At 38.4% G+C, this 23,946-nt stretch carries 22 protein-coding genes and 1 tRNA gene; 9 read left to right on the top strand and 14 right to left on the bottom strand.

The genetic code is table 11. The features are described from left to right. Positions 1–29: 29 nt before the first annotated feature. The 5 genes from HDE68_RS16380 to pyrF form a co-directional block, all read right to left on the bottom strand. Positions 30–791, bottom strand: a complete 762-nt coding sequence (locus HDE68_RS16380) for an MBL fold metallo-hydrolase (protein ID WP_183883306.1) — start codon at positions 789–791, stop codon at positions 30–32. 109 nt (positions 792–900) lie between these two features. Further along, positions 901–1,551 (bottom strand): LolA family protein, encoded by a 651-nt coding sequence (locus HDE68_RS16375; protein ID WP_183883305.1) that lies wholly within the window; start codon positions 1,549–1,551, stop codon positions 901–903. Between the two features lie 12 nt (positions 1,552–1,563). After that, entirely contained in the window at positions 1,564–4,191 is a 2,628-nt protein-coding gene (locus tag HDE68_RS16370; RefSeq protein ID WP_183883304.1) for an FtsK/SpoIIIE family DNA translocase, read from the bottom strand. Positions 4,192–4,277: 86 nt separating this feature from the next. Continuing rightward, positions 4,278–4,499 (bottom strand): PspC domain-containing protein, encoded by a 222-nt coding sequence (locus HDE68_RS16365; protein ID WP_111635784.1) that lies wholly within the window; start codon positions 4,497–4,499, stop codon positions 4,278–4,280. 137 nt (positions 4,500–4,636) lie between these two features. Continuing rightward, positions 4,637–5,476, bottom strand: coding sequence for an orotidine-5'-phosphate decarboxylase (gene pyrF / locus HDE68_RS16360; RefSeq protein WP_183883303.1), 840 nt, complete (start codon positions 5,474–5,476; stop codon positions 4,637–4,639). Positions 5,477–5,749: 273 nt separating this feature from the next. On the opposite strand from pyrF, the gene rho reads away from it, so the two are divergent. Continuing rightward, positions 5,750–7,477, top strand: coding sequence for a transcription termination factor Rho (rho, locus tag HDE68_RS16355; RefSeq protein WP_183883302.1), 1,728 nt, complete (start codon positions 5,750–5,752; stop codon positions 7,475–7,477). Positions 7,478–7,483: 6 nt separating this feature from the next. Further along, a complete protein-coding gene (pssA, locus tag HDE68_RS16350; RefSeq protein ID WP_183883300.1) occupies positions 7,484–8,167 on the top strand; it encodes a CDP-diacylglycerol--serine O-phosphatidyltransferase in 684 nt (227 codons plus the stop codon). Positions 8,168–8,252: 85 nt separating this feature from the next. Here the strand turns inward: pssA and HDE68_RS16345 are convergent, their stop codons facing one another. Both HDE68_RS16345 and folK read right to left on the bottom strand, forming a co-directional pair. Then, positions 8,253–8,630, bottom strand: coding sequence for an Hpt domain-containing protein (locus tag HDE68_RS16345; protein WP_183883299.1), 378 nt, complete (start codon positions 8,628–8,630; stop codon positions 8,253–8,255). Between the two features lie 20 nt (positions 8,631–8,650). Next, positions 8,651–9,148, bottom strand: coding sequence for a 2-amino-4-hydroxy-6-hydroxymethyldihydropteridine diphosphokinase (gene folK, locus HDE68_RS16340; RefSeq protein ID WP_183883298.1), 498 nt, complete (start codon positions 9,146–9,148; stop codon positions 8,651–8,653). Positions 9,149–9,242: 94 nt separating this feature from the next. Here folK and sppA point away from each other — a divergent pair, with 94 nt between their 5' ends. Continuing rightward, positions 9,243–11,012: a signal peptide peptidase SppA gene (sppA, locus tag HDE68_RS16335; RefSeq protein WP_183883297.1), complete on the top strand. Its 1,770-nt coding sequence runs from the start codon at positions 9,243–9,245 to the stop codon at positions 11,010–11,012. A 94-nt stretch (positions 11,013–11,106) separates the two neighbouring features. Here the strand turns inward: sppA and HDE68_RS16330 are convergent, their stop codons facing one another. Together HDE68_RS16330 and HDE68_RS16325 are read right to left on the bottom strand one after the other, a co-directional pair. Then, on the bottom strand, positions 11,107–12,423 hold the full coding sequence (locus HDE68_RS16330; protein WP_183883296.1) for a hypothetical protein: 1,317 nt from the start codon (positions 12,421–12,423) through the stop codon (positions 11,107–11,109). 133 nt (positions 12,424–12,556) lie between these two features. Next, positions 12,557–13,180 (bottom strand): hypothetical protein, encoded by a 624-nt coding sequence (locus tag HDE68_RS16325; RefSeq protein WP_183883295.1) that lies wholly within the window; start codon positions 13,178–13,180, stop codon positions 12,557–12,559. Positions 13,181–13,275: 95 nt separating this feature from the next. Here HDE68_RS16325 and HDE68_RS16320 point away from each other — a divergent pair, with 95 nt between their 5' ends. The 6 genes from HDE68_RS16320 to HDE68_RS16295 are packed head-to-tail and all read left to right on the top strand — an operon-like array spanning position 13,276 to position 18,551. Next, complete coding sequence (locus HDE68_RS16320) at positions 13,276–14,961, top strand: DNA polymerase/3'-5' exonuclease PolX (protein ID WP_183883293.1); 1,686 nt, start codon at positions 13,276–13,278, stop codon at positions 14,959–14,961. 40 nt (positions 14,962–15,001) lie between these two features. Continuing rightward, the gene (gene rfaE1 / locus HDE68_RS16315) at positions 15,002–15,985 is read left to right on the top strand and encodes a D-glycero-beta-D-manno-heptose-7-phosphate kinase (RefSeq protein ID WP_183883292.1); all 984 of its coding nucleotides are present in this window, start codon (positions 15,002–15,004) and stop codon (positions 15,983–15,985) included. After that, positions 15,985–16,539, top strand: a complete 555-nt coding sequence (gene gmhA, locus HDE68_RS16310) for a D-sedoheptulose 7-phosphate isomerase (RefSeq protein WP_183883291.1) — start codon at positions 15,985–15,987, stop codon at positions 16,537–16,539. Before rfaE1 ends, gmhA begins: the two co-directional genes overlap by 1 nt. A 10-nt stretch (positions 16,540–16,549) precedes the next feature. Continuing rightward, positions 16,550–17,035 (top strand): D-glycero-beta-D-manno-heptose 1-phosphate adenylyltransferase, encoded by a 486-nt coding sequence (rfaE2, locus tag HDE68_RS16305; RefSeq protein ID WP_183883290.1) that lies wholly within the window; start codon positions 16,550–16,552, stop codon positions 17,033–17,035. 23 nt (positions 17,036–17,058) lie between these two features. After that, positions 17,059–18,039 carry a glycosyltransferase family 9 protein gene (locus HDE68_RS16300; RefSeq protein ID WP_260171791.1) on the top strand — a complete coding sequence of 327 codons (981 nt, stop codon included), beginning with the start codon at positions 17,059–17,061 and terminating at the stop codon, positions 18,037–18,039. 8 nt (positions 18,040–18,047) lie between these two features. Next, positions 18,048–18,551 (top strand): SixA phosphatase family protein, encoded by a 504-nt coding sequence (locus tag HDE68_RS16295; protein WP_183883289.1) that lies wholly within the window; start codon positions 18,048–18,050, stop codon positions 18,549–18,551. Positions 18,552–18,569: 18 nt separating this feature from the next. Here HDE68_RS16295 and HDE68_RS16290 read toward each other — a convergent pair whose 3' ends face one another. From HDE68_RS16290 to HDE68_RS16270, 5 genes are all read right to left on the bottom strand, one after another. Continuing rightward, the gene (locus HDE68_RS16290; protein WP_183883288.1) at positions 18,570–19,433 is read right to left on the bottom strand and encodes an AMP nucleosidase; all 864 of its coding nucleotides are present in this window, start codon (positions 19,431–19,433) and stop codon (positions 18,570–18,572) included. A 126-nt stretch (positions 19,434–19,559) separates the two neighbouring features. Next, positions 19,560–20,801, bottom strand: a complete 1,242-nt coding sequence (clpX, locus tag HDE68_RS16285) for an ATP-dependent Clp protease ATP-binding subunit ClpX (protein WP_183883287.1) — start codon at positions 20,799–20,801, stop codon at positions 19,560–19,562. Positions 20,802–20,804: 3 nt separating this feature from the next. Further along, positions 20,805–21,494: an ATP-dependent Clp endopeptidase proteolytic subunit ClpP gene (gene clpP, locus HDE68_RS16280; RefSeq protein ID WP_183883286.1), complete on the bottom strand. Its 690-nt coding sequence runs from the start codon at positions 21,492–21,494 to the stop codon at positions 20,805–20,807. A 226-nt stretch (positions 21,495–21,720) separates the two neighbouring features. Further along, a complete protein-coding gene (tig, locus tag HDE68_RS16275; protein WP_183883285.1) occupies positions 21,721–23,076 on the bottom strand; it encodes a trigger factor in 1,356 nt (451 codons plus the stop codon). 774 nt (positions 23,077–23,850) lie between these two features. Continuing rightward, positions 23,851–23,932 (bottom strand) — tRNA-Leu (locus HDE68_RS16270). Between the last annotated feature and the right edge of the window lie 14 nt (positions 23,933–23,946).

The raw sequence follows: 23,946 nt of genomic DNA, 5'->3' as shown, positions 1-23,946 counted from the left end.
TCACAACAATCAAGCATATATTTTTTAAATTATAGATTCAGGACCAAACCATCATATCCCAGCCGGATATTAGCCGGTAAACTTCGTTCTACATCCTCATGTTTCCCCATATTATGGCTGATATGTGTAAGATAAGTCATCTCTGCACCAATATCCTGTGCAAAAGCAATGGCTTCTGCTACCGTAAAATGAGAAATATGATCTTCCCGTTGTAAAGCATTCACGATCAATATTTTTGTCCCTCTTATCTTATCAACCGTTTCCTGAGGAATAGTTTTCGCATCAGTAATATACGTAAAATCATTAATCCTGAAACCCAGAATCGGTAACTTATAATGCATAATAGGTAAAGGGATCAGCTCTGTTTCACCAATATAAAAATTATCTGTGTCAATAGTATGAACATCAATCTGCGGAATACCAGGATAAACCTTTTCTGCAAAAATATAGGAAAACTCTCTTTTTAGCGCATCCTGAACCCTTTCAGTCGCATAAATATCAATGTTCTTTTTCAGCAAATAATTAAACGGACGGATATCATCCAGTCCGGCAACATGGTCCTTATGCTCATGCGTATATACAATAGCGTCCAGATCCTTTACGCCAGCACGTAACATCTGGTACCTGAAATCAGGTCCGCTGTCTATTACGATCGTCTTATCCCCGGTTTCTATCAATACAGATACCCTCAGACGATTATCTCTTGGATCCTCAGAACGGCAAACTTCACAATTACAGCAAATCACAGGAATTCCCTGGGAAGTGCCAGTACCTAATAATGTAATTTTCAAAAGCAGATGATTTATAAGAATCTGTCAAACAAATTCTATGTTGACCAAAAATAACAAAAAAAAGGGGTTTAGACAGCCTGTCTAAACCCCAGATTATCTTTAAAATAAATTATCTTAAATCAACCACTTCAACGCCAGGATATTTCCTCGCATCAAAGGCAAATGTTGATTCAGGAACTTTTGCATTCGCTGCAAATGATTTGATAACATAAGTATATTTATTCCCATTCTTATCAAAAATCAAAACACTGGCAAGCTGTCTAGCAGTTTTGTCAATGCTCAATCTGATTTTAAAATAAGACTTCTTCGTATCTTCCGGTGATAAATCTATCAGCTGATAAACCTTTGCCCCTACTTTTTGCTCACCGGTATAAAGATATTTAAACCCCTTTTCATACAGCGTGAAGATCTTTGCAGGATTTAATGCATCACCGCTATTATCTGCGGCAGAAACCTGCACTTCCTTATCCTTTTTAAGATAAGTCCACTGACTTTTACCATCACTGATAATATCCTGATCAGTCATGATCACTTTATATTTATTAGCCGCAGCCTTTGCAATTAAAGTGCCCTGCTGGGTTTCTTTAGCCTTATTCTGAGGGCTCTCCAGCGTAAAAGCAAACTCTGCCTTTACGATATCATAAGATCTGTATTTCTTGCTGACTTCGGCTAAAATAGCCTTTGCTTTAACATCCTGCTGAGCATAACTGCCAAAACTTATTCCTGATAAAATCAGTAACGCTCCTAATATCTTCTTCATTTGCTCTTTGTGTTATTTCTTCAGGCCTTCCAATAACTGTTCCAATTCATGCTCATCGAGCACTAATACTTCCCTTGCCTTACTTCCTTCAAAAGGGCCAACTATACCAAAAGCTTCCAGCTGATCGATAATTCTGCCTGCACGGTTGTAACCCAGCTTCATTTTCCTTTGTATCAGAGAAGTAGAACCCTGCTGATGCATTACGATTAATCTGGCTGCATCCTCAAACATTGAATCACGGTCGTTCGGATCAAAATCAGATTTGGCAGATTCTGCCGCCTCATCCAGGTATTCAGGCAATTGATAAGCCTCAGCATACCCTCTTTGATTTCCAATAAATTCAGAGATACGATCAACTTCAGGTGTATCCACAAACGCACACTGTAGCCTGATCAGATCATTTCCTGTAGATAACAGCATATCCCCGCGACCAATCAGCTGATCTGCACCACCACTGTCAAGGATAGTTCTCGAGTCAATTTTCGACAACACCCTGAAAGCAAGTCTGGCCGGGAAATTCGCCTTGATTGTACCCGTAATAATATTTACAGAAGGACGCTGTGTAGCCAGTACAAGGTGAATCCCAACCGCACGTGCTAACTGAGCCAGACGGGCAATAGGTGTTTCTACCTCTTTACCAGCGGTCATCATTAAATCTGCAAACTCATCCACAATCAGTACGATATAAGGTAAGAAACGGTGCGAGTTATTAGGATTTAATTTCCTTTTGATAAATTTATCATTGTACTCCTTCAGGTTTCTGACCTGTGCATCTTTTAACAGATCATAACGCTGATCCATCTCAATACAAAGAGAATTCAAAGTATGGATTACTTTTTTCGTATCTGTAATGATAGCATCAGCCTCTCCTGGAAGTTTTGCCAGGAAATGTCTTTCAATCTTATTAAATAAGGTCAGCTCTACTTTCTTTGGATCTACCAGTACAAACTTAAGCTGTGAAGGATGCTTTTTATAAAGCAGAGAAACCAGGATTGCATTAATACCAACAGATTTACCTTGTCCGGTTGCCCCTGCAACCAGTAAATGGGGCATTTTAGACAGATCGGCAATATAAACTTCGTTTGAAATAGTCTTACCCAATGCAATTGGCAGATCCATATCTGTTTTCTGGAACTTCTCCGTATTCAGAATACTTCTCATAGAAACCATCTCAGGGTGCATATTCGGAACTTCAATACCGATTGTCCCCTTACCTGGCATTGGCGCAATAATACGGATACCTAATGCCGCTAAACTCAGGGCGATATCATCTTCCAGGTTTTTGATTTTCGAAATCCTGACACCCGGAGCAGGTATAATCTCATACAATGTTACCGTTGGACCAATAGTCGCTTTAATTTTATCGATCTCAATATTGTAATGGTTCAGCGTCTCGACAATCTTATTTTTGTTCGCCTCTAGCTCATCTGCATTGACAGAGATCTTATTCGATCCATAGTTTTCCAATAACTCTAAATGAGGATAAACATAACTTGACAGATCAAGTGTAGGGTCATAATTACCAAACTGCTCTACCAGATCATCAGATTTCTTTTCCTCTTCAGTTTTTTCAATGGTCAGTTGAGGTTCGGCTTTAGGCTCTTCAAAAATCAATTCTTTAATCGGTTCTACGGCCGGAGAAAGAATGATCGGTGCATTCATCACATTTACAATTGGTGATTTAGGCAACACAATTTCTGGTTCTGCTTCCGTCTCTTCAAAACGGCTTGGTGTAAGTGTGATATTCTGCTGCTCTTTTTTACGTTCAGAAGCCAGTCTGTCATTCAAAGTAAATTCAACCTGATCAGGACGTTCTATATTTTCCCGGACAGGTACAACAGGCGCAGGGCGTTCTATAGGAGCCGTTCTCTCGGGAGATACATGAAGATCTGAAAAAGAATTACCTGTTTCTGCAATAGTTTCTTCCTCTTCCTGTACAGGACGTACCCTTTCAGGAAATTTGAAGTCAATATTATAAGCAATGATTAAAATAGTCAGCCCTAAAAAGGCAATCAGCCCCCCTACTCCGGCAACACCAATCTGTGCAACCAATAATTTATTAGTCCAGTAACCTATTTCACCTTCCAGATAATGCGGAGAATCCAGGATAAAAGAATGTAAAAACCCGAAGGTCAAAGACGTAAAAAGAAGGAAAAACAAGCTATAGCCAAAAGTTTTCTCCAGCGCGAATATCTTCACCTTAAACAACAGGCGGTAACCGATGACAAAGAAAACGAAGACGAATAAAAAGGAAGCTACCCCAAACCATTCATAGATAAACTGATGCGATAACAATGCGCCGAATTTACCCAGCCAGTTTTGTACAGTAACCGGAATATTGTGCTGCTGCAGTTCTTCCATAGTTTTGAAAAGATTACTCCAGCCACCATTTGCATCAATGACATAACTGTAATCTTCCTGCCAGGTAAACAGATAAGAAGTGAAGGCTACAAGGAAATAGATAGATAGAATCAGGAAAAACAAGCCGGCAATTTTCAAAACCCTTTCATCCTGAAAATTGAGTGAGGGCATCCGTTCAAATCTTGCTTTTGGCTCTTTGGACGATGCTCTTGAACCTGGCTTCTCCCCGTATTCGTTTTTGAATGAATTAGACTTAAATTGGTTTCCCCTTAACGACATTTTTCGTAACTGTATTAATAAACAACAAATATAAAATATATAGTTGTATGAGCCCTGTTATTCTGATTGGTAACAGAACAATAAATTTATAAATCCCAAATCCGCTGTCTGATCCGTTTGATATAATGGCGGACATCTAAAATAAGTACGGCCATAATATAAAATACAATGGGAAAACCCACTGCCAGAAAAGAAGAATAGATAAAGAATAACCTGATTTTACTGATCGACATGTCAAAACGGTCTGCGATATAGGTACAGACGCCAAAACTTTGCTTCTCGAAGTAGGTAACGATGCTCTGAAACATGCTTTTTATTTAATAATGCACTAAACGCAATAATCATACCCCAAAAGGGAATGTTTGTTTACCTTAATGCCAATAGCAATTTAAACATTTTTTTTCAGAACAAAACGTCTTTTATCTGAAGACATTGTTCAATAAAATTAAACAGCGTCCAATAATCCGGATTTTTCCAGGATCACCTGCATTTCCTGCTGCAATTTCAGCGCTTCTTCCCTTGCCTTTTCAGCAAAATCTTCACCTTTACCTGCATAGATAATCCCTCTTGATGAATTAACCAGCAACCCGCAAGTGTCATTTAAGCCAAATTCACAGACATCGGCCAAACTTCCACCCTGTGCGCCAACGCCAGGAACCAGCAAAAAGTTATCAGGGGCCAGTCTGCGGATATTCGCAAATTCAGCACCTCTTGTTGCACCAACAACATACATCAGCTGATCACTATTGCCCCATTTAGAAGATACACGGATAACTTCTTCATAAAGTTTGCCCTCTTTATTTTCAAATAACTGGAAGTCACTGTGGCTTTCATTGGAAGTCAATGCCAGTAAAATCACCCATTTATCTTCATATTTTAAGAATGGCCCTACAGAATCTTTTCCCATATAAGGTGCAACTGTAATCGCATCGAAACTCATCCCGGATTTTTCTTCATTAAAAAAGGCATCTGCATACATGGCAGAAGTATTTCCAATATCCCCTCTTTTCGCGTCAGCTATGGTAAAAATATCTTCGGGGATATGTGCCCATGTTTTCAGTAAACTCTCCCAACCTTTCAAACCTCTTGATTCATAGAATGCTGTGTTTGGTTTATAAGCAACACAGAGATCTTTAGTGGCATCAATAATTTGTTTATTGAACTCAAATATCGGATCTTCAAAACTCAACAGGTGTTTTGGAAGATTTTCCAATACCGGATCGAGTCCCACACATAAAAATGATTTTTTAGATTGAATTTGTTCAAATAGTTGCTTCTTATTCATTTGGGCTTAGATTATGCGCAAATATGCCAAATTTTCTACAGCTATTTCAGCATGAGTTTTAAACATATTAAGTAAAATATTTATAACAATTTGAAATTTTCCTTGGAGATTAGAATACAATTACATACAATTGCAGCATAATTCTCAAAAGTTTATCTGATCATTCCAGAAAATCTCACAATAATTTGTTCTATTTTCAAATTCGTAATTGCATTTTTTTTGCTTTGATCTATTGATAAATTCGTTTATAAAAAATTTCTCTACACCCACATAATGTTTAACAAAACAGAATTAAATGAAAAACTTACTGCAGAATTGCGGGAGTTAGCAAAATCTCAGGGGATCTTGAATGCTGATGATTTGCGTAAAGCTGAATTGGTTGAAGTTATTCATCAAATTAGTGAGCAGCAACCTGAAGCAGCACCTGCTGCTGATGTTCCGGCAACAGCAATCAATGATGATGCTGCCCGGTCAGCTCCGGTTAAAGCAGCGGCAAAGTCAAAAGCCCCAAAAGTCACTACTGCAGAAAAACCACTTAGAAAAAGGACACGCATTCCTAAGGACGAAGCTGATCAGGCTCCCGCACCAGCAGGAAATAACAATACTAACTTTAACAGAGCATCTTTATTTGACGCACCAGAACAAGAGCAGCAAACACAGTCACCCGTTGCAGCTACAGTGCCGGCAGATGCAAATGTTCAGTCAGAAAGCGTTGCCCCGGCACCTAAAACTGAAGAAAGACCAATTGTTCAGCAGCCTAATACAGGACACAACGAAATTAAAAAGCCAAAACCTGTAAGAGAGGACAACAGACAAAAAAACAACAATAACGGCAACAATAATAACAACCAGAAACAAAACGAGAACAGTTATTCAAACCTGGATTTCGACAATACCATTACTAACGAAGGTGTATTGGAAATTATGCCGGACGGATATGGTTTCCTGAGATCGGCAGATTACAACTACCTTTCTTCGCCCGATGATATTTATGTTTCACAATCACAGATCAAACTTTTCGGCTTAAAAACCGGAGATACTGTAAAAGGAAGTATCCGTCCTCCAAAAGAAGGAGAGAAATATTTCCCGCTGGTAAGGGTTGAAACTATCAATGGCCGTTTACCAGCAGATGTAAGAGACAGAGTCCCTTTTGACTACCTTACCCCGCTTTTCCCTACAGAAAGATTAAATCTTTTCACAGAAACAAATAACTATTCTACCCGTATCATTGATTTATTTACCCCAATAGGTAAAGGCCAGCGTGGTTTGATCGTTGCACAACCTAAAACTGGTAAAACAAACCTGCTGAAAGAAGTTGCCAATGCGATCGCTAAAAACCACCCGGAAGTTTACCTGATCATTTTATTGATCGATGAACGTCCTGAGGAGGTAACAGATATGGCAAGAAGCGTACGTGCAGAAGTTATTGCATCTACATTTGATGAGCCTGCTGAACGTCACGTTAAAATTGCCAATATCGTATTGGAAAAAGCAAAACGCTTAGTAGAATGCGGACATGATGTAGTGATCCTGCTGGATTCGATTACCCGTCTTGCACGTGCTTACAATACTACAGCTCCTGCATCCGGTAAGATTCTCTCTGGTGGTGTTGACGCAAATGCTTTACATAAACCAAAACGTTTCTTCGGTGCTGCACGTAATATTGAAAGAGGAGGCTCGTTAACTATTCTGGCAACTGCTTTAACAGATACAGGATCTAAAATGGACGAGGTAATTTTCGAAGAATTCAAAGGAACAGGTAATATGGAATTACAGTTAGACCGTAAATTGTCTAATAAACGTATTTTCCCTGCTATTGATATCACCGCATCAAGTACACGCAGAGACGACTTATTACATGACAGAGATACCTTACAAAGAGTTTGGATCTTACGTAACCACCTTGCAGATATGAATGCACAGGAAGCTATGGAGTTTGTTCAGGCACAAATAAAGAACACAAAAACTAACGAAGAGTTCTTAATTTCTATGAACAGCTAGTCAGATATGAAGAGGCACATTCCCAATGCATTAACTTGCGCCAATCTCTTTTCGGGGTGTATAGGTGTAGTTTTTGCATTTAAAGGTGATTTAAATATTGCAGCATATGCCGTGTTAATATCCGGCATATGTGATTTTTTTGATGGTTTTATGGCCAGGCTCCTGCATGTTAAATCTCCTATTGGTAAAGAGCTCGATTCTTTAGCGGATATGGTAAGTTTCGGATTTTTACCTGGCGTAGTGATGTTTCAGTTGCTTACACAGAGTGATTTCTCTTCTCCATATCTGCCTTATCTTGGCTTTTTGATAACTATATTTTCAGCATTGCGACTGGCTAAATTTAATATAGATACCAGGCAAACAGAAGATTTTATCGGCCTGAATACGCCAATGAATACCTTGTTTATAGTATCCCTGCCTTTTATTCAGAAAGATTATCCGGGATTAATTAATTCCTCTATCCTTTTGGTGGCAATTACTGTAATCATGAGCTTTTTATTAACCAGTGAAATCAGGATTTTCTCTTTGAAATTTGGGTCACTGGAATGGAAGCAGAACAAAGTAAAGTTCCTATTCCTGATCCTATCAGCTATACTGATCGCTTTTCTGAAATTCGCAGCAATTCCTTTCGTACTGGTACTTTATATCAGTTTGTCCGTGTTACATTTCAGAAAGATTCCGAAATTATAATCCTGTTATTGATATAAATAGTATAAACAAAGAAGCTGTAAATAGTTATAAGGACTATTTACAGCTTCTTTATTATATAACCAGCTTAAAGTCTTTTAGCCAGCTCCGCTTTAGCTTCATCCAGCTGTCTGTACAGGATCTGAACGAAATCATTCAGTTCTTTCAGTGCCTGTGGCATTGCCGAAAGATCTTTCTTATCACGTGCGTTGTTTTCAATTAACTGGAGATGTCCACGGGCATCTTCCCTGCCTACATATGATAGTGTAGGCTTTATTTTATGCGCATAACCTGCCATCTTTTCCCAATCCTGAGCCTGATAAGACTGTTCCAGATCTGCCACATACAAAGGTGTCTGTATCTTGAACATATCAATCATTTCAATCATAAACTCAGCACTGTCACCAGACATGTCCCGAAGGTAAGACAAGTCAAGGGGGATGTTATTTTTTTCTTCGTCAATCATTTGAAACAAAACTAGTAAATTTATAATATTTTTGATACAGTTAAATTATCTTTTAGTAAAGATAATAACGTGGAGATATTCTGTTTAAAGACAGGATGCACTACTTCACCGGCAATTTCAGCTAAAGGTTCCAGGACAAACTTTCTGTCCTGCATTCTTGGATGCGGAACCTGAAGCCTTTCACCTTCATCAATTATTTCCTGCCCATAAAGGATCACGTCAATATCTATTAATCTGGCTCCCCACTTTTCCAGTCTTACTCTCCCCAGCTCCTGCTCTATTGCCAATACTGAAACTAATAACTCATTAGCAGTCATTTTTGTTTCAACGCCAACCGCTAAATTCAAAAATGGAGGCTGATCTTCCTTTCCCCAGGCAGCAGTTTCGTACATTGCTGATCTGGTTACAACTTTCCCAACACAAGCATCAATTTTTGAAACAGCCTCATTAACCAGCTCTTTTCTTTCTCCTAAATTACTTCCAAGTAACAAATAAACCATTTTGAACTCTAATCCCATATAAAAGCTAATCTATTAAGAGCCCGTTCAAATTTAGATGATAAATCTAAAACAGTTTCTTAATATATTTACAAATTAAATATTAAACATCCACATGAGAGAATTTTTTAAATATGTTTTTGCTACCGTCGTAGGGATTATTATTTCTACAGTACTTATTGCTATACTTTTTATAGTTTCTGTAGTTGCAATAGTATCCTCAATAGACAGCGATAAGACCGTGGATGTTGTCAGTAACTCCGTACTTTATCTTAACCTGGACCAGACCATTAAAGAGCGTACCCCGAACAAAACTTTGGACAATCTGCCACTGATTGGTTCAAACACAGGAAAAAGTCTTGGTTTCAATGATCTAATGAGAGCTTTAAAAAAGGCAAAAACAGATGATAATATCAAATGTATTTACCTGAACGTAAGTTCGCCAAGAGCAGGAAAAGCCACATTAAAAGAGATCAGGGATGCGCTGATCGATTTCAAAACGAGTAAGAAGAAAATCATCGCCTATAGCGAAGTTTATACCCAGGATGCTTATTATCTGGCCTCTGTTGCTGATAAGGTTTATCTGAACCCGCAAGGTGCTTTAGAATTCAAAGGCTTTAGCTCTCAGCTTACCTTTTTCAAAGGTGCGATGGAAAAACTGGGTGTAGAAGCGCAGATTATCCGTGTCGGCAATTATAAAAGTGCTGTAGAACCGTTCACTAACGATAAAATGAGTGATTATAACCGTCAGCAGGTTACAGCTTATCTTGGCGGTTTATACAATGTTTTTCTTGAAGGGATTTCTGTATCCAGAAACATCCCGAAAGACAGCCTTTATAAAATGGCTGATACTTATAAGATTCAGTCTCCTAAAGATGCCCTGAGCTATAAAATGGTAGACGGGCTCAAATATAAAGACGAAGTCATTGATGAATTGAAAGCATTGAGCGGAACTGGTAAAAAAGAAACTATTGCTACAGTAACGATCAATGATTATGCATTGAATCAAAAACAGGATAATAGTGACAGCAAAAATAAAATAGCTATCATTTACGCTAACGGTGATATTACCGGCGGAGAAGGCAGTGATGAATCGATTGGTTCAGAAAGAATTTCCCGCGCAATCAGAAAAGCAAGACAGGATGATAAAATCAAAGCCATTGTGCTTCGTGTAAATTCAGGTGGTGGAAGTGCCCTGGCTTCGGATGTGATCTGGAGAGAGATTATTTTAAGTAAAAAAGTAAAACCAGTCATTGCCTCTTTTGGCGATGTTGCAGCCTCTGGCGGTTATTATATTGCCTGTGCAGCAGATTCCATTTTTGTACAGCCTAATACCATTACAGGTTCAATCGGTGTATTTGGGATTATACCGAATTTACAGAACCTGCTGACCAATAAAATAGGAATTACTTTCGACGGTGTAAAAACTGGTCAGTATGCTGATATTATGAGTACGAACCGTCCTTTAACCTCTGGAGAAAGATTAATTATTCAAACAGATGTCAATCACGTCTATGATACTTTCATTACACGCGTAGCCGAAGGACGTAAGAAATCAAAAGCTTATATTGACTCCATAGGAGGCGGACACGTTTGGGTAGGTACAGATGCTGTTAAAAACGGTTTGGCTGATAAATTAGGAAGCTTCAACGATGCAATCGTTGCTGCTGGTAAAAAAGCAAAATTAAACGATTACAGAATTGTAGAATACCCTGAGAAAATGGACCCTTTAAAATCTTTCCTTTCTGATGCAGGTGATAATGTAAAGATGTATTATGCTAAACAAGAGTTTGGTGATAACTTTATGTTGTATCAGCAATTGAAAAAAGTGGTTATTAATAGCGGTGTTCAGGCAAGAATGCCATTTGAAATAAAGACTCAGTAGTCACATAAAATCAGCAAAAAATAAGGCCTCTTAGCAATTGATCATGCTAAGAGGCCTTTCTTTATTCAGGGAAATCGTCGATAACCTATTCAGGCTATTTGATACTGACAAAAGAGTAAACAGGAAATTTATAGTCATTATTCGTGCTAAAGAATGTTGTACCGCAATATTCCGGTAATGATGCCAGTCCAAAAAGCATTGTTGAATAATCAATTCCCTGAACTTCATTTGCCCTCCATGCAGGGTCCTTAACACTATACCTCCATAAGATCTGATAGGCAGTTCCCGGGAGTGTATAAATTCCCTTATTAGCCTTATACATATTAATCAGGTCATTCTTTACAGTCGCTTCTACAGGAATAAACCCGCCAATGATATGCGGAGAAACAACCTTTCCATCATTATCCTGAATACGATTTGCATGATACCCGGAAGGGTCACTCCCGGCGCCAAGCCCCCATTCATAAACTGCTGTACCACTTATAGTACCCCACCATTTCTTATCAGCCAGCATCGAACTCTTCATATAGCCCATGTACGCAGGGTTTGCTGAATAAGGCTTACATAAATAATAGCAAAACTGTGGTATAAAATCAGAAAGGAATGAACCCGGATAGTCTGTCAGGACCTCATTACCCGCATAATTTGATTTAGGTAAATTAGCTGTATTCGCATAGAAATTAGTCCATAGATTAGTTGCAGGCCCTCCTTTTCCATTTTCAGACTTGTAAGCAAGGTGTGCAAGCAGCATATATTCATTGTAAACTGAGGTAGTCCCTATTCCTTTCCCCTGCCCGTCAAGCGTCAGATATAATTTACCAGTTGCAGGATCGGCAATTGCCTTAGACCAGTCAATGGATTGATATAAAGAATCTGCAAGACCAGCAATTGTAGTATTTCCGCTAAAATAATTCTTACAAAACAAAGCACCAGAGACCATTATCGCAGCATCAACGGTACTATATTCAGAACCCCACTCCTGTGAGCCGGTTTCCATATTCACAAAATGCCTGGGGAAGCCTGCTGTATTGACATCCAGTTTAAAACCAGGATCATGTCTTAATAATGTTCTTAAAGTAGTAATTGCCTGTCCGCTTCCATCAGTGATCCATTTCATCCGGTCAGCAACACAAAGTGAGATTAATCCGATTCCTATGTTTGCAACAGAAGAAGGATGGTAATCAGTCCCGCTAAACAATTTTGAATCCCTGTAAATTCCTTTAGTATTACGCTGCATTTCATACACCCGGTAAGCATTCCTGAACAAGGTTGTTAAAGTATCAGAGGCACCGTCTTTTTTAATCACATCTGGTGTACCTGCACCTCCTTTATCCTTTGAACAGGAAAAAATACCCATCACGAATAATATGGGTAACACATACAACCTGGCTTTTCTTAAGTTTTTCATCATTTTTATAAAAATTACGGTAAATAATAAATTACAAATTAAGCAATACACCTTTCACATTTATAATTATACTATTTAATAGAAATGAAAAACAATTAATCGGCTCAGCAATAAAGGGTTAAATCAGCTTTGCGGTTCAGGATTTTTTCCAATCCGGATACATAGTCAGATATACCCCGTTAACAGATTTGTTTATCGGATGGATTGTAATTGCCGTACAAGTATCTTTTTGTATGTCAAAAGCAATACCCTTTGACTCATCATCATATACAGTAAGCTGTCCTCTTGTTTTTGCATTTGTATAGAATGCGGCCTTTTTAAGCGCTGGATAAATAGTTTTTAATTTCCTCAGGCTGACTCCGGTATGAATCCCTTCTGCGGTCGTATAACTTGCAGCAGAAACAGAAATCTGTTTAACAGCTTTAACTACCATATTGCTATCCCGATAAGAAGAAAAGATAATCAATGGTGTTTTCTTATCCCAGATTCCTATGGCACTGCCCATAGCTGCGTCCCCATCTTCAGGTCTACCCAATAATTTAAACACATTTTCCATATCCTGGCCCAGATAGATATTTCCAGCCCGTTTACCAGCAATAAGTAAATGGGCGCTATCCGCTTTTTCTTTCGTATTGATACTTGTCCCCGCCGGAGCTGATTCTTTTGTTGCCGGAACAACTTCTTTTTCCTGCTTAGCAGAAGAATTACAGGCAGTAGCTATACCGATAAACAGCAGCCACAAATAGTTTATCTTTTTCATCTTAAGCTTATCAAATTTATCTGTCATTGTATAATAACAGTACCATAAATACATTGTTCGGGAAAAACGCTTCTTTTTATTTATTTTTGCAACCGATGGAAAACAAAACCATAGCCCGTACGCTGCGGCTCCTATCTCAATTGATGGAGCTCCACAATGAGAACCCTTTCAAAATAAAGTCAATAGCAAATGCTGCTTTCAAAGTAGATAAGCTGCCTTATGCGATCAATACTAAAACCATGGCCGAAATCGAGCAGATCGATGGTCTTGGAAAAAGTACTGCTGCAAAAGTTTGGGAATTACTCCAGACCGGGACTATGACCGAACTGCAAAACATACTGGCAGAAACACCAGAAGGAATTGTTGAAATGCTGGGCATCAAAGGTATTGGTCCAAAAAAGATTGTCGTGATCTGGAAAGACCTGGGTATTGAAAATGTAGGGGAACTTTATTATGCCTGCAATGAAAACCGCCTGATAGAAGCCAAAGGTTTCGGTTTAAAAACACAGGAAGAAATCAAAAAGGTGATAGAGTTTAAAATGGCTGCACAAGGTAAATTCCTTTACGCGCAGGCAGAAACTCTGGCCGGCAGCCTGACAACTGAACTTGAATTGTGGCTAAACACCATTGAACCAGGCTCTTTGTTCAATATAGCAGGAGAATATCGCCGTTACCTGGAAATCATTGAAGAACTTGATTTTGTAATCGGAGCAGCAGAGCCTGCTGCTGTAATCGCCAGACTTTCTTCCATTAAAGACCTTACATTTGAGCCGCAGACAGATCACTTGTTTACTGCCTTAAGCACATTCGGTTTAAAAATACAATTACATATTTATCCAAAAGCAGACTTCTATCTGAACCTTTTTAAGTTAACAGGAAATGAGGCTCATGTACAGGAGGTATTAAAACTATCCGGAAACGGACCTTTTACCAGTGAGCAGGAGATTTATGCAAAAGCAGGACTGGAATTTGTAACACCCGAACTTAGAGAAGGACTGGATGAAATAGAACTGGCAAAAGCTAATCAGCTGCCAACCCTGATCACCTATAACGACCTTAAAGGCAGTCTTCACAATCACTCTACCTGGAGTGACGGTGTCCATACCTTAGAACAAATGGCTGTGCATTGTAAAGACGCCCTTAACCTGGAGTATCTTGGCATGTGTGACCACTCTAAATCAGCATTTTATGCGAATGGTTTAAACGAGCAGCGCATTTTCGCACAGCACAAAGAAATTGATGCTTTGAATGAAAAACTGGCACCATTTAAAATATTTAAAGGAATTGAAAGCGACATCCTGAATGACGGATCACTGGATTATAGCGACGATGTATTAAAGACTTTTGATTTTGTCGTTGCCTCAGTTCACAGCAACCTGAGAATGGATGAAGAAAAAGCTACAGCAAGATTAATTAAAGCTGTAGAAAATCCTTATACAACAATTTTAGGCCACCCTACCGGCCGTCTTTTACTTAGCCGTAAAGGTTATCCGATAGATTATGCCAAAGTAATTGATGCCTGTGCAGCAAACAATGTAGTGATTGAAATAAACGCTAATCCATTACGTTTAGATCTGGATTGGAGATGGCACCGTTATGCACTGGAAAAAGGGGTATTACTTTCAGTAAACCCTGATGCTCACCGTATGGAAGGCTTTAGAGATATGCATTATGGAGTTTATATAGGCAGAAAAGGTGGTTTACAAGCCAAACAATGTCTTAATGCATTCACTTTAGCTGAGATTGAGCATTTTTTTAACTCAGTAAAAACTGGTTTATAAGTATTCCTTTATACCTATCTTTGAAACCTAAAATATTAGCATGCTTGCAGAAAAATTATATAATGCACAACATCAGCGTCAAAAGCCTAAAATCCTTGTTATAGGTGACCTGATGCTTGATCATTATATCCTTGGCAATGCGTCCAGACTTTCACCAGAAGCCCCTGTTCCCATTGTAAATGTCAAAAAAGAAAATAAAATAATCGGGGGTGCAGCGAACGTTGCCAGTAATTTAATTGATCTGGGAGCTCAGGTATCATTAGCCGGAATTATTGGCAATGACAGTTTTGGAGAAGAAATCAAAACTATCCTGCAAACAAAAAGCATTGAAACACAGCTTATTTTAACCGATGAGTCACGTCCAACTACCGTAAAAACAAGGGTAATTGCATCCAATCATCAAATTGTACGTATTGATCACGAGCAGACCCATGACATTTCATCCGAACTGGAAAAAGATTTCCTGAACGCACTTTACAGTCATATTGAAGCAAGTGATATTATTATTCTTTCGGATTATAATAAAGGACTGCTCACTAAAAAGCTGTGTCTTGATATCATTGACTACTGTAATCAATTGCAAAAAAGAATAATCGTTGACCCTAAAGGCCTGGATTACACTAAATACAAGGGTTCGTTTATCATCAAACCTAACCGTAAAGAACTTGCAGAAGCAGCAAAAACTGAGAAGATAGATACACCCGAAGAGCTTGTAAAGGCTGCAGGAGTGATATTTGAGACCACTCATGCCGCCTATCTGATCGTTACCCTTTCGGAAGGGGGAATAGCAATTATCACACCCAACGATCATCAGATACTACCAGTGATGGCAACTGAAGTTTATGACGTTACCGGTGCCGGTGATACTGTAATTGCAACTTTAGCCTATTGTTTAACTTTAGGGCTTACTATAGAAGAAGCTTGCGGTATCGCTAATTATGCAGCCTCTATTGTGATTAAACATATTGGTAGTGCGACAACAACGGTTGATGAAATCATTACCGCAATAAAAACAAATAAATAATGGTATCAGAAGAGCTTAACCACCATAAAAACACCATAGACCAGGTCATTGCCCAACTGGTCCCTGCTATAGAAAACGGATGTAAACTGGTTACCGACACGGTTCTTGCCGGAGGCAAAGTACTGGTTGCCGGCAATGGTGGCAGTGCTGCCGATGCACAGCATATCGCCGCAGAACTGACCGGCAGATATGTAAAGGACCGTAAAGCTTTACCTGCAATCGCTTTAACTGTAGACACTTCTGCTTTAACAGCCATCAGTAATGATTATGGTTTTGAGAGAGTATTTGCCAGACAACTGGAAGCTTTTGCTACGCCTAAAGATCTTTTTATAGCCATATCAACTAGCGGTAACAGTCCAAATATTATCCGCGCACTTGAAACAGCGAAAGAACTGGGCTGTAAAACCCTTGGACTATCTGGCAGAGATGGTGGTCAGATGAATAATTTATGTGACCTGAATATTATTGTACCAGATGATGTAACTGCCCGTATCCAGGAAATGCATATCCTGATAGGCCATATCTTTTGTAAATCGGTAGATAATTTATTTTAATTACAGAAACATGAATCATTCATTAAGCCCCAAAATTGTTTCTTTACCTGAGTTAACTCCGCTTGTCGATTATTGGAAAAGCGAAGGCAAGAAAATTGTATTTACCAACGGCTGCTTTGATTTATTACATGCCGGACATATCACCTATCTGACCGAAGCTGCCAGCCTGGGAGATATTCTGATTATTGGTCTTAACTCCGATGATTCTGTAAGCAGGATAAAAGGCCCTTCAAGACCAGTTAATAATGAAACTACACGATCATTGGTATTAGGTGCGATGTCCTTTATTGATGCTGTTGTATTTTTCAATGAGGACACCCCTTTAGAACTCATTAAAAAAGTACTGCCAGATGTACTGGTTAAGGGTGGTGATTATCAGATTGAAAACATTGCAGGTGCAAAAGAAACTATTGAAAACGGTGGTACTGTACAAGTACTTACCTTTTTACCAGGATATTCTTCTACTGCTATTATTGATAAAATAAAAAATTCTTAATAGAATTCAAAACCATCAGGCTATTGAAAATACCTAAAAAAATACTGGTAATCAGATTCAGTTCAATGGGTGATATTATTTATACCACTCCGGTTATCCGTTGTTTAAAATTACAAATACCCGGTTGTGAGGTTCATTTCCTCACAAAAGAACAGTTTAAATATATTTACCAGCAAAACCCCTATTTAACTAAATTACATTTTCTCAAACCAACCCTATCGGAAACGATTAAGGATATTAAGGCAGAAAAATTTGATCTGATTATTGACCTGCACAATAACCTGCGGACAACACTTATCAAACTAGCTACCCTGATCCCATCTTCTACTTATAAAAAAGATACAATCAGCAAGTGGCTGGCCCTTAAATTCAGGTGGACCAGGCTTTTTTCTAAAGAGCATCTGGTAGACCGGTATCTGGAAACAGTGAAATTTCTTGGTGTTCAGAATGATAATAAACCGATTGATTATTATGTGGCTAAAGAATATCAGCTTGCAGACCTGCTTCCACCTTCTCACCAGAATAAGTTTATAGCTTTTGTAATCGGGGCAACACACTTTACCAAAAGATTGCCAAACCATCAGATCATAGAGATCTGTAAAGGAGTAAATTTACCAGTTGTACTATTGGGAGGTAATGATGTCAAAGCTAACGCAGAAGAGATTAAACTGGCTTTAGGAGATAAAGTATATTCGACCTGCGGTATAACTAATTTAGATCAGTCTGTATTTTTAGTTTCCCAGGCGCATAAAGTAATTGGTTTTGATACCGGCCTGACCCATATTGCTGAAGCTTTTGATAAACCAATAGCTTCTATCTGGGGCGGAACGACTCCCGAATTATTAGGTGTTTACCCTTATAAGATCAAAGATTCTTTGATTGCGGGTATAGATTTATCCTGCAGGCCCTGCTCAAAATTCGGGCTGGAAAAGTGTCCGCTTGGACATTTCGACTGCATGGAAAAACTTCCTGCCGGAATAATTGTTAATTTCTCAAACCAATAACAGAAAATATGGCTAAACAACTGGTATTAGTAAGACATGGTAAATCTGACTGGGCAGCCAGCGGAATGTCTGATTTCGAAAGACCTTTAAATCACAGAGGTAACAAAAATGCCCCTGAGATGGCTGAGCGTATGAGTAAAAGGAATCTTATTCCTGATTTATTGGTCAGCAGTCCTGCTAAAAGAGCTATTACGACAGCGAAACATTTTTCTGAAACCTGGAATATTCCAAAGGAGCATATCCTTAAAGAACCTTCAATTTATGAAGCAAATACGACAGCCTTACTGGAAGTTGTTACTCAATTAGATCAGAAATATAACAGAGTGGCACTTTTCGGGCACAATCCCGGATTGACAGATTTTGTCAATTATCTTGCTGATGCACATATCTATAATATGCCAACAGCAAGTGTAGTGTACATAGATTTCCCATTTGATGACTGGTCTCTGGTTAGTCACCATACAGGAAGTCTATGGTTATTTGATTATCCTAAAAACACAGATTCAGTTTAGAATCTTTGCGGAATCCGATTAGAATTTCAGGTGTTTAACAGTTAATCCGTTATTGATCAGTTGTTTCAATGAATCAATACCAATTTTAAGATGTGAGTCTACATAATTAGTAGTTACGCTGCTATCGCTTTCTGAAGTTTTAACACCTTCGGGGATCATTGGCTGATCAGAAACTAATAATAAAGCACCGGTAGGTATTTTGTTAGCAAAACCTGTAGTGAAAATTGTTGCAGTTTCCATATCTACAGCCATTGCCCTTAAGGTTTTAAGATATTTCTTAAAATACTTATCATGTTCCCAAACCCTGCGGTTAGTTGTATAACAGGTACCTGTCCAGTAATCGCGTGAATGGTCACGGATAGTGGTAGAGATTGCTTTCTGTAAAGCAAATGATGGCAATGCAGGAACTTCGGCCGGAAGATAGTCATTTGAAGTACCTTCTCCCCTGATTGCAGCAATAGGAAGAATTAAATCACCTAATTGGTTTTTCTTTTTCAATCCACCGCATTTCCCTAAGAATAATACTGCTTTAGGCATAATTGCAGTTAACAAATCCATCATGGTTGCCGCCATCGGGCTTCCCATACCGAAATTGATAATCGTAATTCCGTTTGCAGTAACACTTTGCATAGGCTTATCCAAACCCATAATCGGTGCATTATCGTTCCATTCTGAGAACATCTGTACATATTTACTGAAATTTGTCAGTAAAATATATTCACCAAATTCTTCGAGCGGACGTCCCGTATATCTTGGTAACCAATTTTTAACTATATCTCCTTTAGATTTCAATCCAGCTTTTACTGGTGAGTTTACTTCTTTGTTCTTTTTTGATTTTTCTACAATAGCCTCGTCTTTTTTTACTTCTTTTTCTTCGTTCATATCTATAATAATTATTGGCTGCACCATAGCAGCCAGAGCGGACATTATTTTCAGGACAAACCTCCTGATGCTGGTCAAATAACAAGTTAAAAAAAAATCCCCGTTAAAACGGGGATTTTAAATTCTTTAGGCGGCTTTTAACTTCTTAAAATCTGCCTTTTCAAATTTTTCCACCGCATATTCGAGCGAGATAACCAGCTCCTTAATATTTGGATCGGACGGGATGTCAAACATCGCATCCAGCATAATTGCTTCGCAAATAGATCTTAATCCCCTCGCGCCCAGCTTATACTCCATTGCCTTATCTACAATAAAGTCTAAAACTTCATCTTCGAATACCAGGTTTACCCCTTCAAATTCAAACAATTTGACATATTGACGGAATAAAGAATTTTTAGGTTCCGTTAATATATTACGTAATGCCTGTTTATCCAGAGGATTCAGGTGAGTTAATACCGGAACACGGCCAATCAGCTCAGGAATCAGACCAAAAGATTTTAAATCCTGAGGGGTGATATACTTGTACAGATTGTTCAGGTCAAGATCAGTCTCATCCTTTTTCACTTTATAACCTACTGCCTGTGTGCGTAATCTGTTGGCAATTTTACGTTCAATACCATCAAATGCACCACCGCAGATAAACAGGATGTTGTTTGTGTTTACAGGAATCATTTTCTGATCAGGATGTTTACGTCCTCCCTGAGGCGGAACATTTACGATTGTACCTTCCAGGATCTTTAATAAAGCCTGTTGTACACCTTCTCCTGATACATCTCTGGTAATAGATGGGTTATCACTTTTACGCGCAACCTTATCTACCTCATCGATATAAACAATTCCACGTTCTGCAGAAGCAACATCATAATCCGCAGCCTGAAGCAAACGGGTAAGGATACTTTCTACATCTTCACCTACATAACCTGCTTCTGTTAATACCGTAGCATCACAGATACAGAAAGGTACGTGAAGGATTTTAGCGATTGTTTTTGCCAGTAAGGTTTTACCTGTACCAGTTTCACCAACCAGCATAATGTTAGATTTCTCAATCTCCACTTCATCCACTGCATCTATCTTCTGTCCTAACCTTTTATAGTGGTTATATACGGCTACAGAAAGTACTTTCTTAGCGTCATCCTGCCCAATAACATATTGGTCAATATGCGCTTTAATCTCCATTGGCTTTAAGAGGGGACCGGCAGCATCCAGTGATTTAGCTTGTTTATTGCCAAATTCCTGTAGCACCAGCTGGTGAGCCTGTGTCACGCATTTATCACAAATGTATGCATCAAGCCCTTCAATAAGCATTAAAGTATCCTGCTTACTTGAACCGCAAAAAGAGCAACGGGATTCTTTAGTTTGTTTAGCCATTATCTATTTTTTATTCGAACCTAACACTTCATCAATCATTCCGAAACTCTTAGCTTCATCAGCTTTCATCCAGTAATCACGATCAGATGCTTTTTCAACCCATTCGTAAGTCTGTCCTGAATGGTCAGAAATGATATCATATAATTCTTTTTTCAATTTAAGCATCTCTCTTAAATTGATTTCCATGTCTGAAGCCACGCCTTGTGAACCTCCTGAAGGCTGGTGGATCATCACACGTGAGTGTGTTAATGCAGCACGTTTACCCTTCGCACCTGCAACCAATAAAACTGCACCCATTGATGCTGCCATACCTGTACAGATCGTAGCTACATCAGGAGTGATGTACTGCATAGTATCGTATATACCTAAACCGGCGTAAACAGATCCACCTGGTGAGTTGATATAAATCTGGATATCTCTATTGTTATCAGTTGACTGTAAAAACAGTAACTGCGCCTGAATGATATTTGCATTACCGTCATGGATAGCATCACCTAAAAAGATAATTCTGTCCATCATTAAGCGGGAGAACACATCCATCTGAGCAACGTTCAACTGACGTTCTTCAATGATGTATGGAGTCATGCTTTTTGGTGAATTATTTGTATGACCAATATAACGATCAACATTTAAGCCGTTTATACGGTGATGTTTAACTGCGTATTTTCTAAATTCGTCTTTATCTATATTCATCTGTATATATTTTATCGGGTTTCTATTTTATAATTAATCAGGATTGCTGATAAAGGATTTTCCCTTTATTAAATCCAATTATTCAAACTAAGTTGACAAATTATTTGGTAATTGTAAAATTAAGAGCCAGTTTAAATTTCAAATGGCCTTTGGATAGCTTATATATAAATAAGGCGGCTTTAATAAAGCCGCCTTATGATAAGATTAAAGAAATTTGGAGAACCTGTTATACAGTTTCAACTAATTCTTGAAATTTATTATAAGCTATATCTTTTTGGTCTAAAGTTGCAACCGATTGAATATATTCAAACACTTTGATTGCTTTTACTTCTTCGAAAATACGGTTTGCATTGTCTTTTTCCTGTAAGAAGGTAGCTGTGTATTGAGACAACTGATCTTCTGGCATTGGAGCTGGACTGTACATTCTGAATTGTGCATCTAAACGTTGTTTAGCCGTTTGGAATACATCTTCGTATTTAATTTCGATACTGTTGTCTTTAATGATTTTGTTTTCAATTAAAGTCCATTTCAGATTTTTAGCGAAATCATTATAACCTTCTGCCAGTTCTGCATCAGATAATTTTTCGTTAGTAGCTTTTAACCATTTACGTAAAAATTCATCAGGCAAATCCATCTTCACGTTTTCAGTTAACTGAGTGTACATATCATTTTGCAGTTTGCGATCCGCATCCTGTTTAAACATACCTTCAATTTCTTCTGTGATTTTTGCTGTGAAACCTGCTTCGTCAGTAACGACACCTTCACCAAATATTTTATCAAAGAACTCCTGGTTCAGATCCGACTCTTCTAAACGGTTGATATTTTTAACCGTTACCTTGAATTTAGATTGTAAATCTTTAGCTTCTTCTTCACCAATGTTCAACAATTTAGCAATAACTGCGGCATTGTCTCCAAATGTTTTCTGAATATCTAATTCAAGTACTGCATCTTTTTTAAGACCGATTAAAGATTTTAAAACTGCTTTGTCTTTAACCTGATCTAAACGGATAGAACCTGTATTGGTAATGCCACCTTCAAAAACTGAACCATCAGGAGAAAGTTGTGCTAATTCGGCATAAAGTACATCATCATCTGCCGAAACTTCCGGGTTTGTCATTTTGCCATAGCTGCGACGGATGTTTTTGATACGTGAAGCTAAAGTTTCTTCGTCCGCTTTTACATTGTACTGAATGAATTTATCTTTAGCTGTGATGTTAACTTCAACAGCAGGAGCTAAACCAATTTCGTAATCAAATTCGAAAGCGTCAGTACCGTCCCATTTAAAATCTTTAGCGTTATCTACAACCGGAACTGGCTGACCAAGGATTTCAACTTTATTATCTGTTAAAAATTTATTAAGGTTTTCGCTTAATAATGCGTTTATAGTTTCAACAAGGATACTTCTGCCATACATTTTCTTGATATGAGCTGCAGGAACCATTCCTTTACGGAAACCTGGAAGGTTTGATTTTTTAGCTTGTTCTTTGATAGTTTTATCGACCTTTTCAGTATAATCTTCAGGCGAAATTTTAATCTTTACAACTGCATTTAGGTTGTCAATTTTTTCCTGTGTAATATTCATCTTTCTAAATCAATGTGTTTAAATGTCTTTTTCACGAAACCCTGCCGGAAATAATACCAGAGGATTATTTGTGTAGGTATAGTCTCTTTGATACCCCCTCTTCAATAGAGGTGCCAAAAGTATTAATTTTCTTGAATAAGACCTAGTTAATTATCAAATTGTGTCCTGAATGTTATTTTAAGCCGCATATTTCAGGCAGAATCAGGGGTTAAAAATAAGAATAAGGCCTGACAGATTTGAAAAAAGAGGTATGTTACTGTAGGAGTTGCAGTCTGCAAAACCCAGCCAAAAGCACCGTTTTGTTTTATGCTGAAATTACCTGACTTGATCAGGGGTCTATATCGGCCGGGTACTGTCCGGGTACTGTCCGGGTACTCGTTAGGGTAAGAGCAGTGCTAAAGTAAGGTAAGAGCATGGCAAGTCCAAGTAAAAACAACTAGTTGAAATGACTTAGAGTTACTATACTTAAAGGCTGTTCTCAACGTGGTGTCACCCCGATCTCTATTCAGGCACAACCAAATCATAACCGGATGAAGATTAATGAAATTATAATTTTCCCTTTGACTACCCCATGGACAAAGCGGACAATTGCGGACAGCTGCGGACAATTGCGGACATTTTTTACTCACCAGGATAATCTTTAATGCTAATAGCTTACATTAGTAGAAAAGCATTTATTTATTATGGGAAGTTTAACGGGTAAATTTTCAAAGGGAATCGACCCCAGTGTAAAATAAAAAAGGTGACAGATAATTAAATCTATCACCTTCTTTGTGCGGATGAAGGGACTCGAACCCCCACGCCGTGAAGCGCCAGATCCTAAGTCTGGTGCGGCTACCAATTACGCCACATCCGCAGTTAGGAATTGTT

It is taken from the genome of Pedobacter cryoconitis, from assembly GCF_014200605.1.
GTDB classification, from domain to species: Bacteria; Bacteroidota; Bacteroidia; order Sphingobacteriales; family Sphingobacteriaceae; genus Pedobacter; species Pedobacter cryoconitis_B.
The sequence above is the reverse complement of the archived record's forward strand: the minus strand, read 5'-3'. Positions and strand labels throughout refer to the sequence as shown.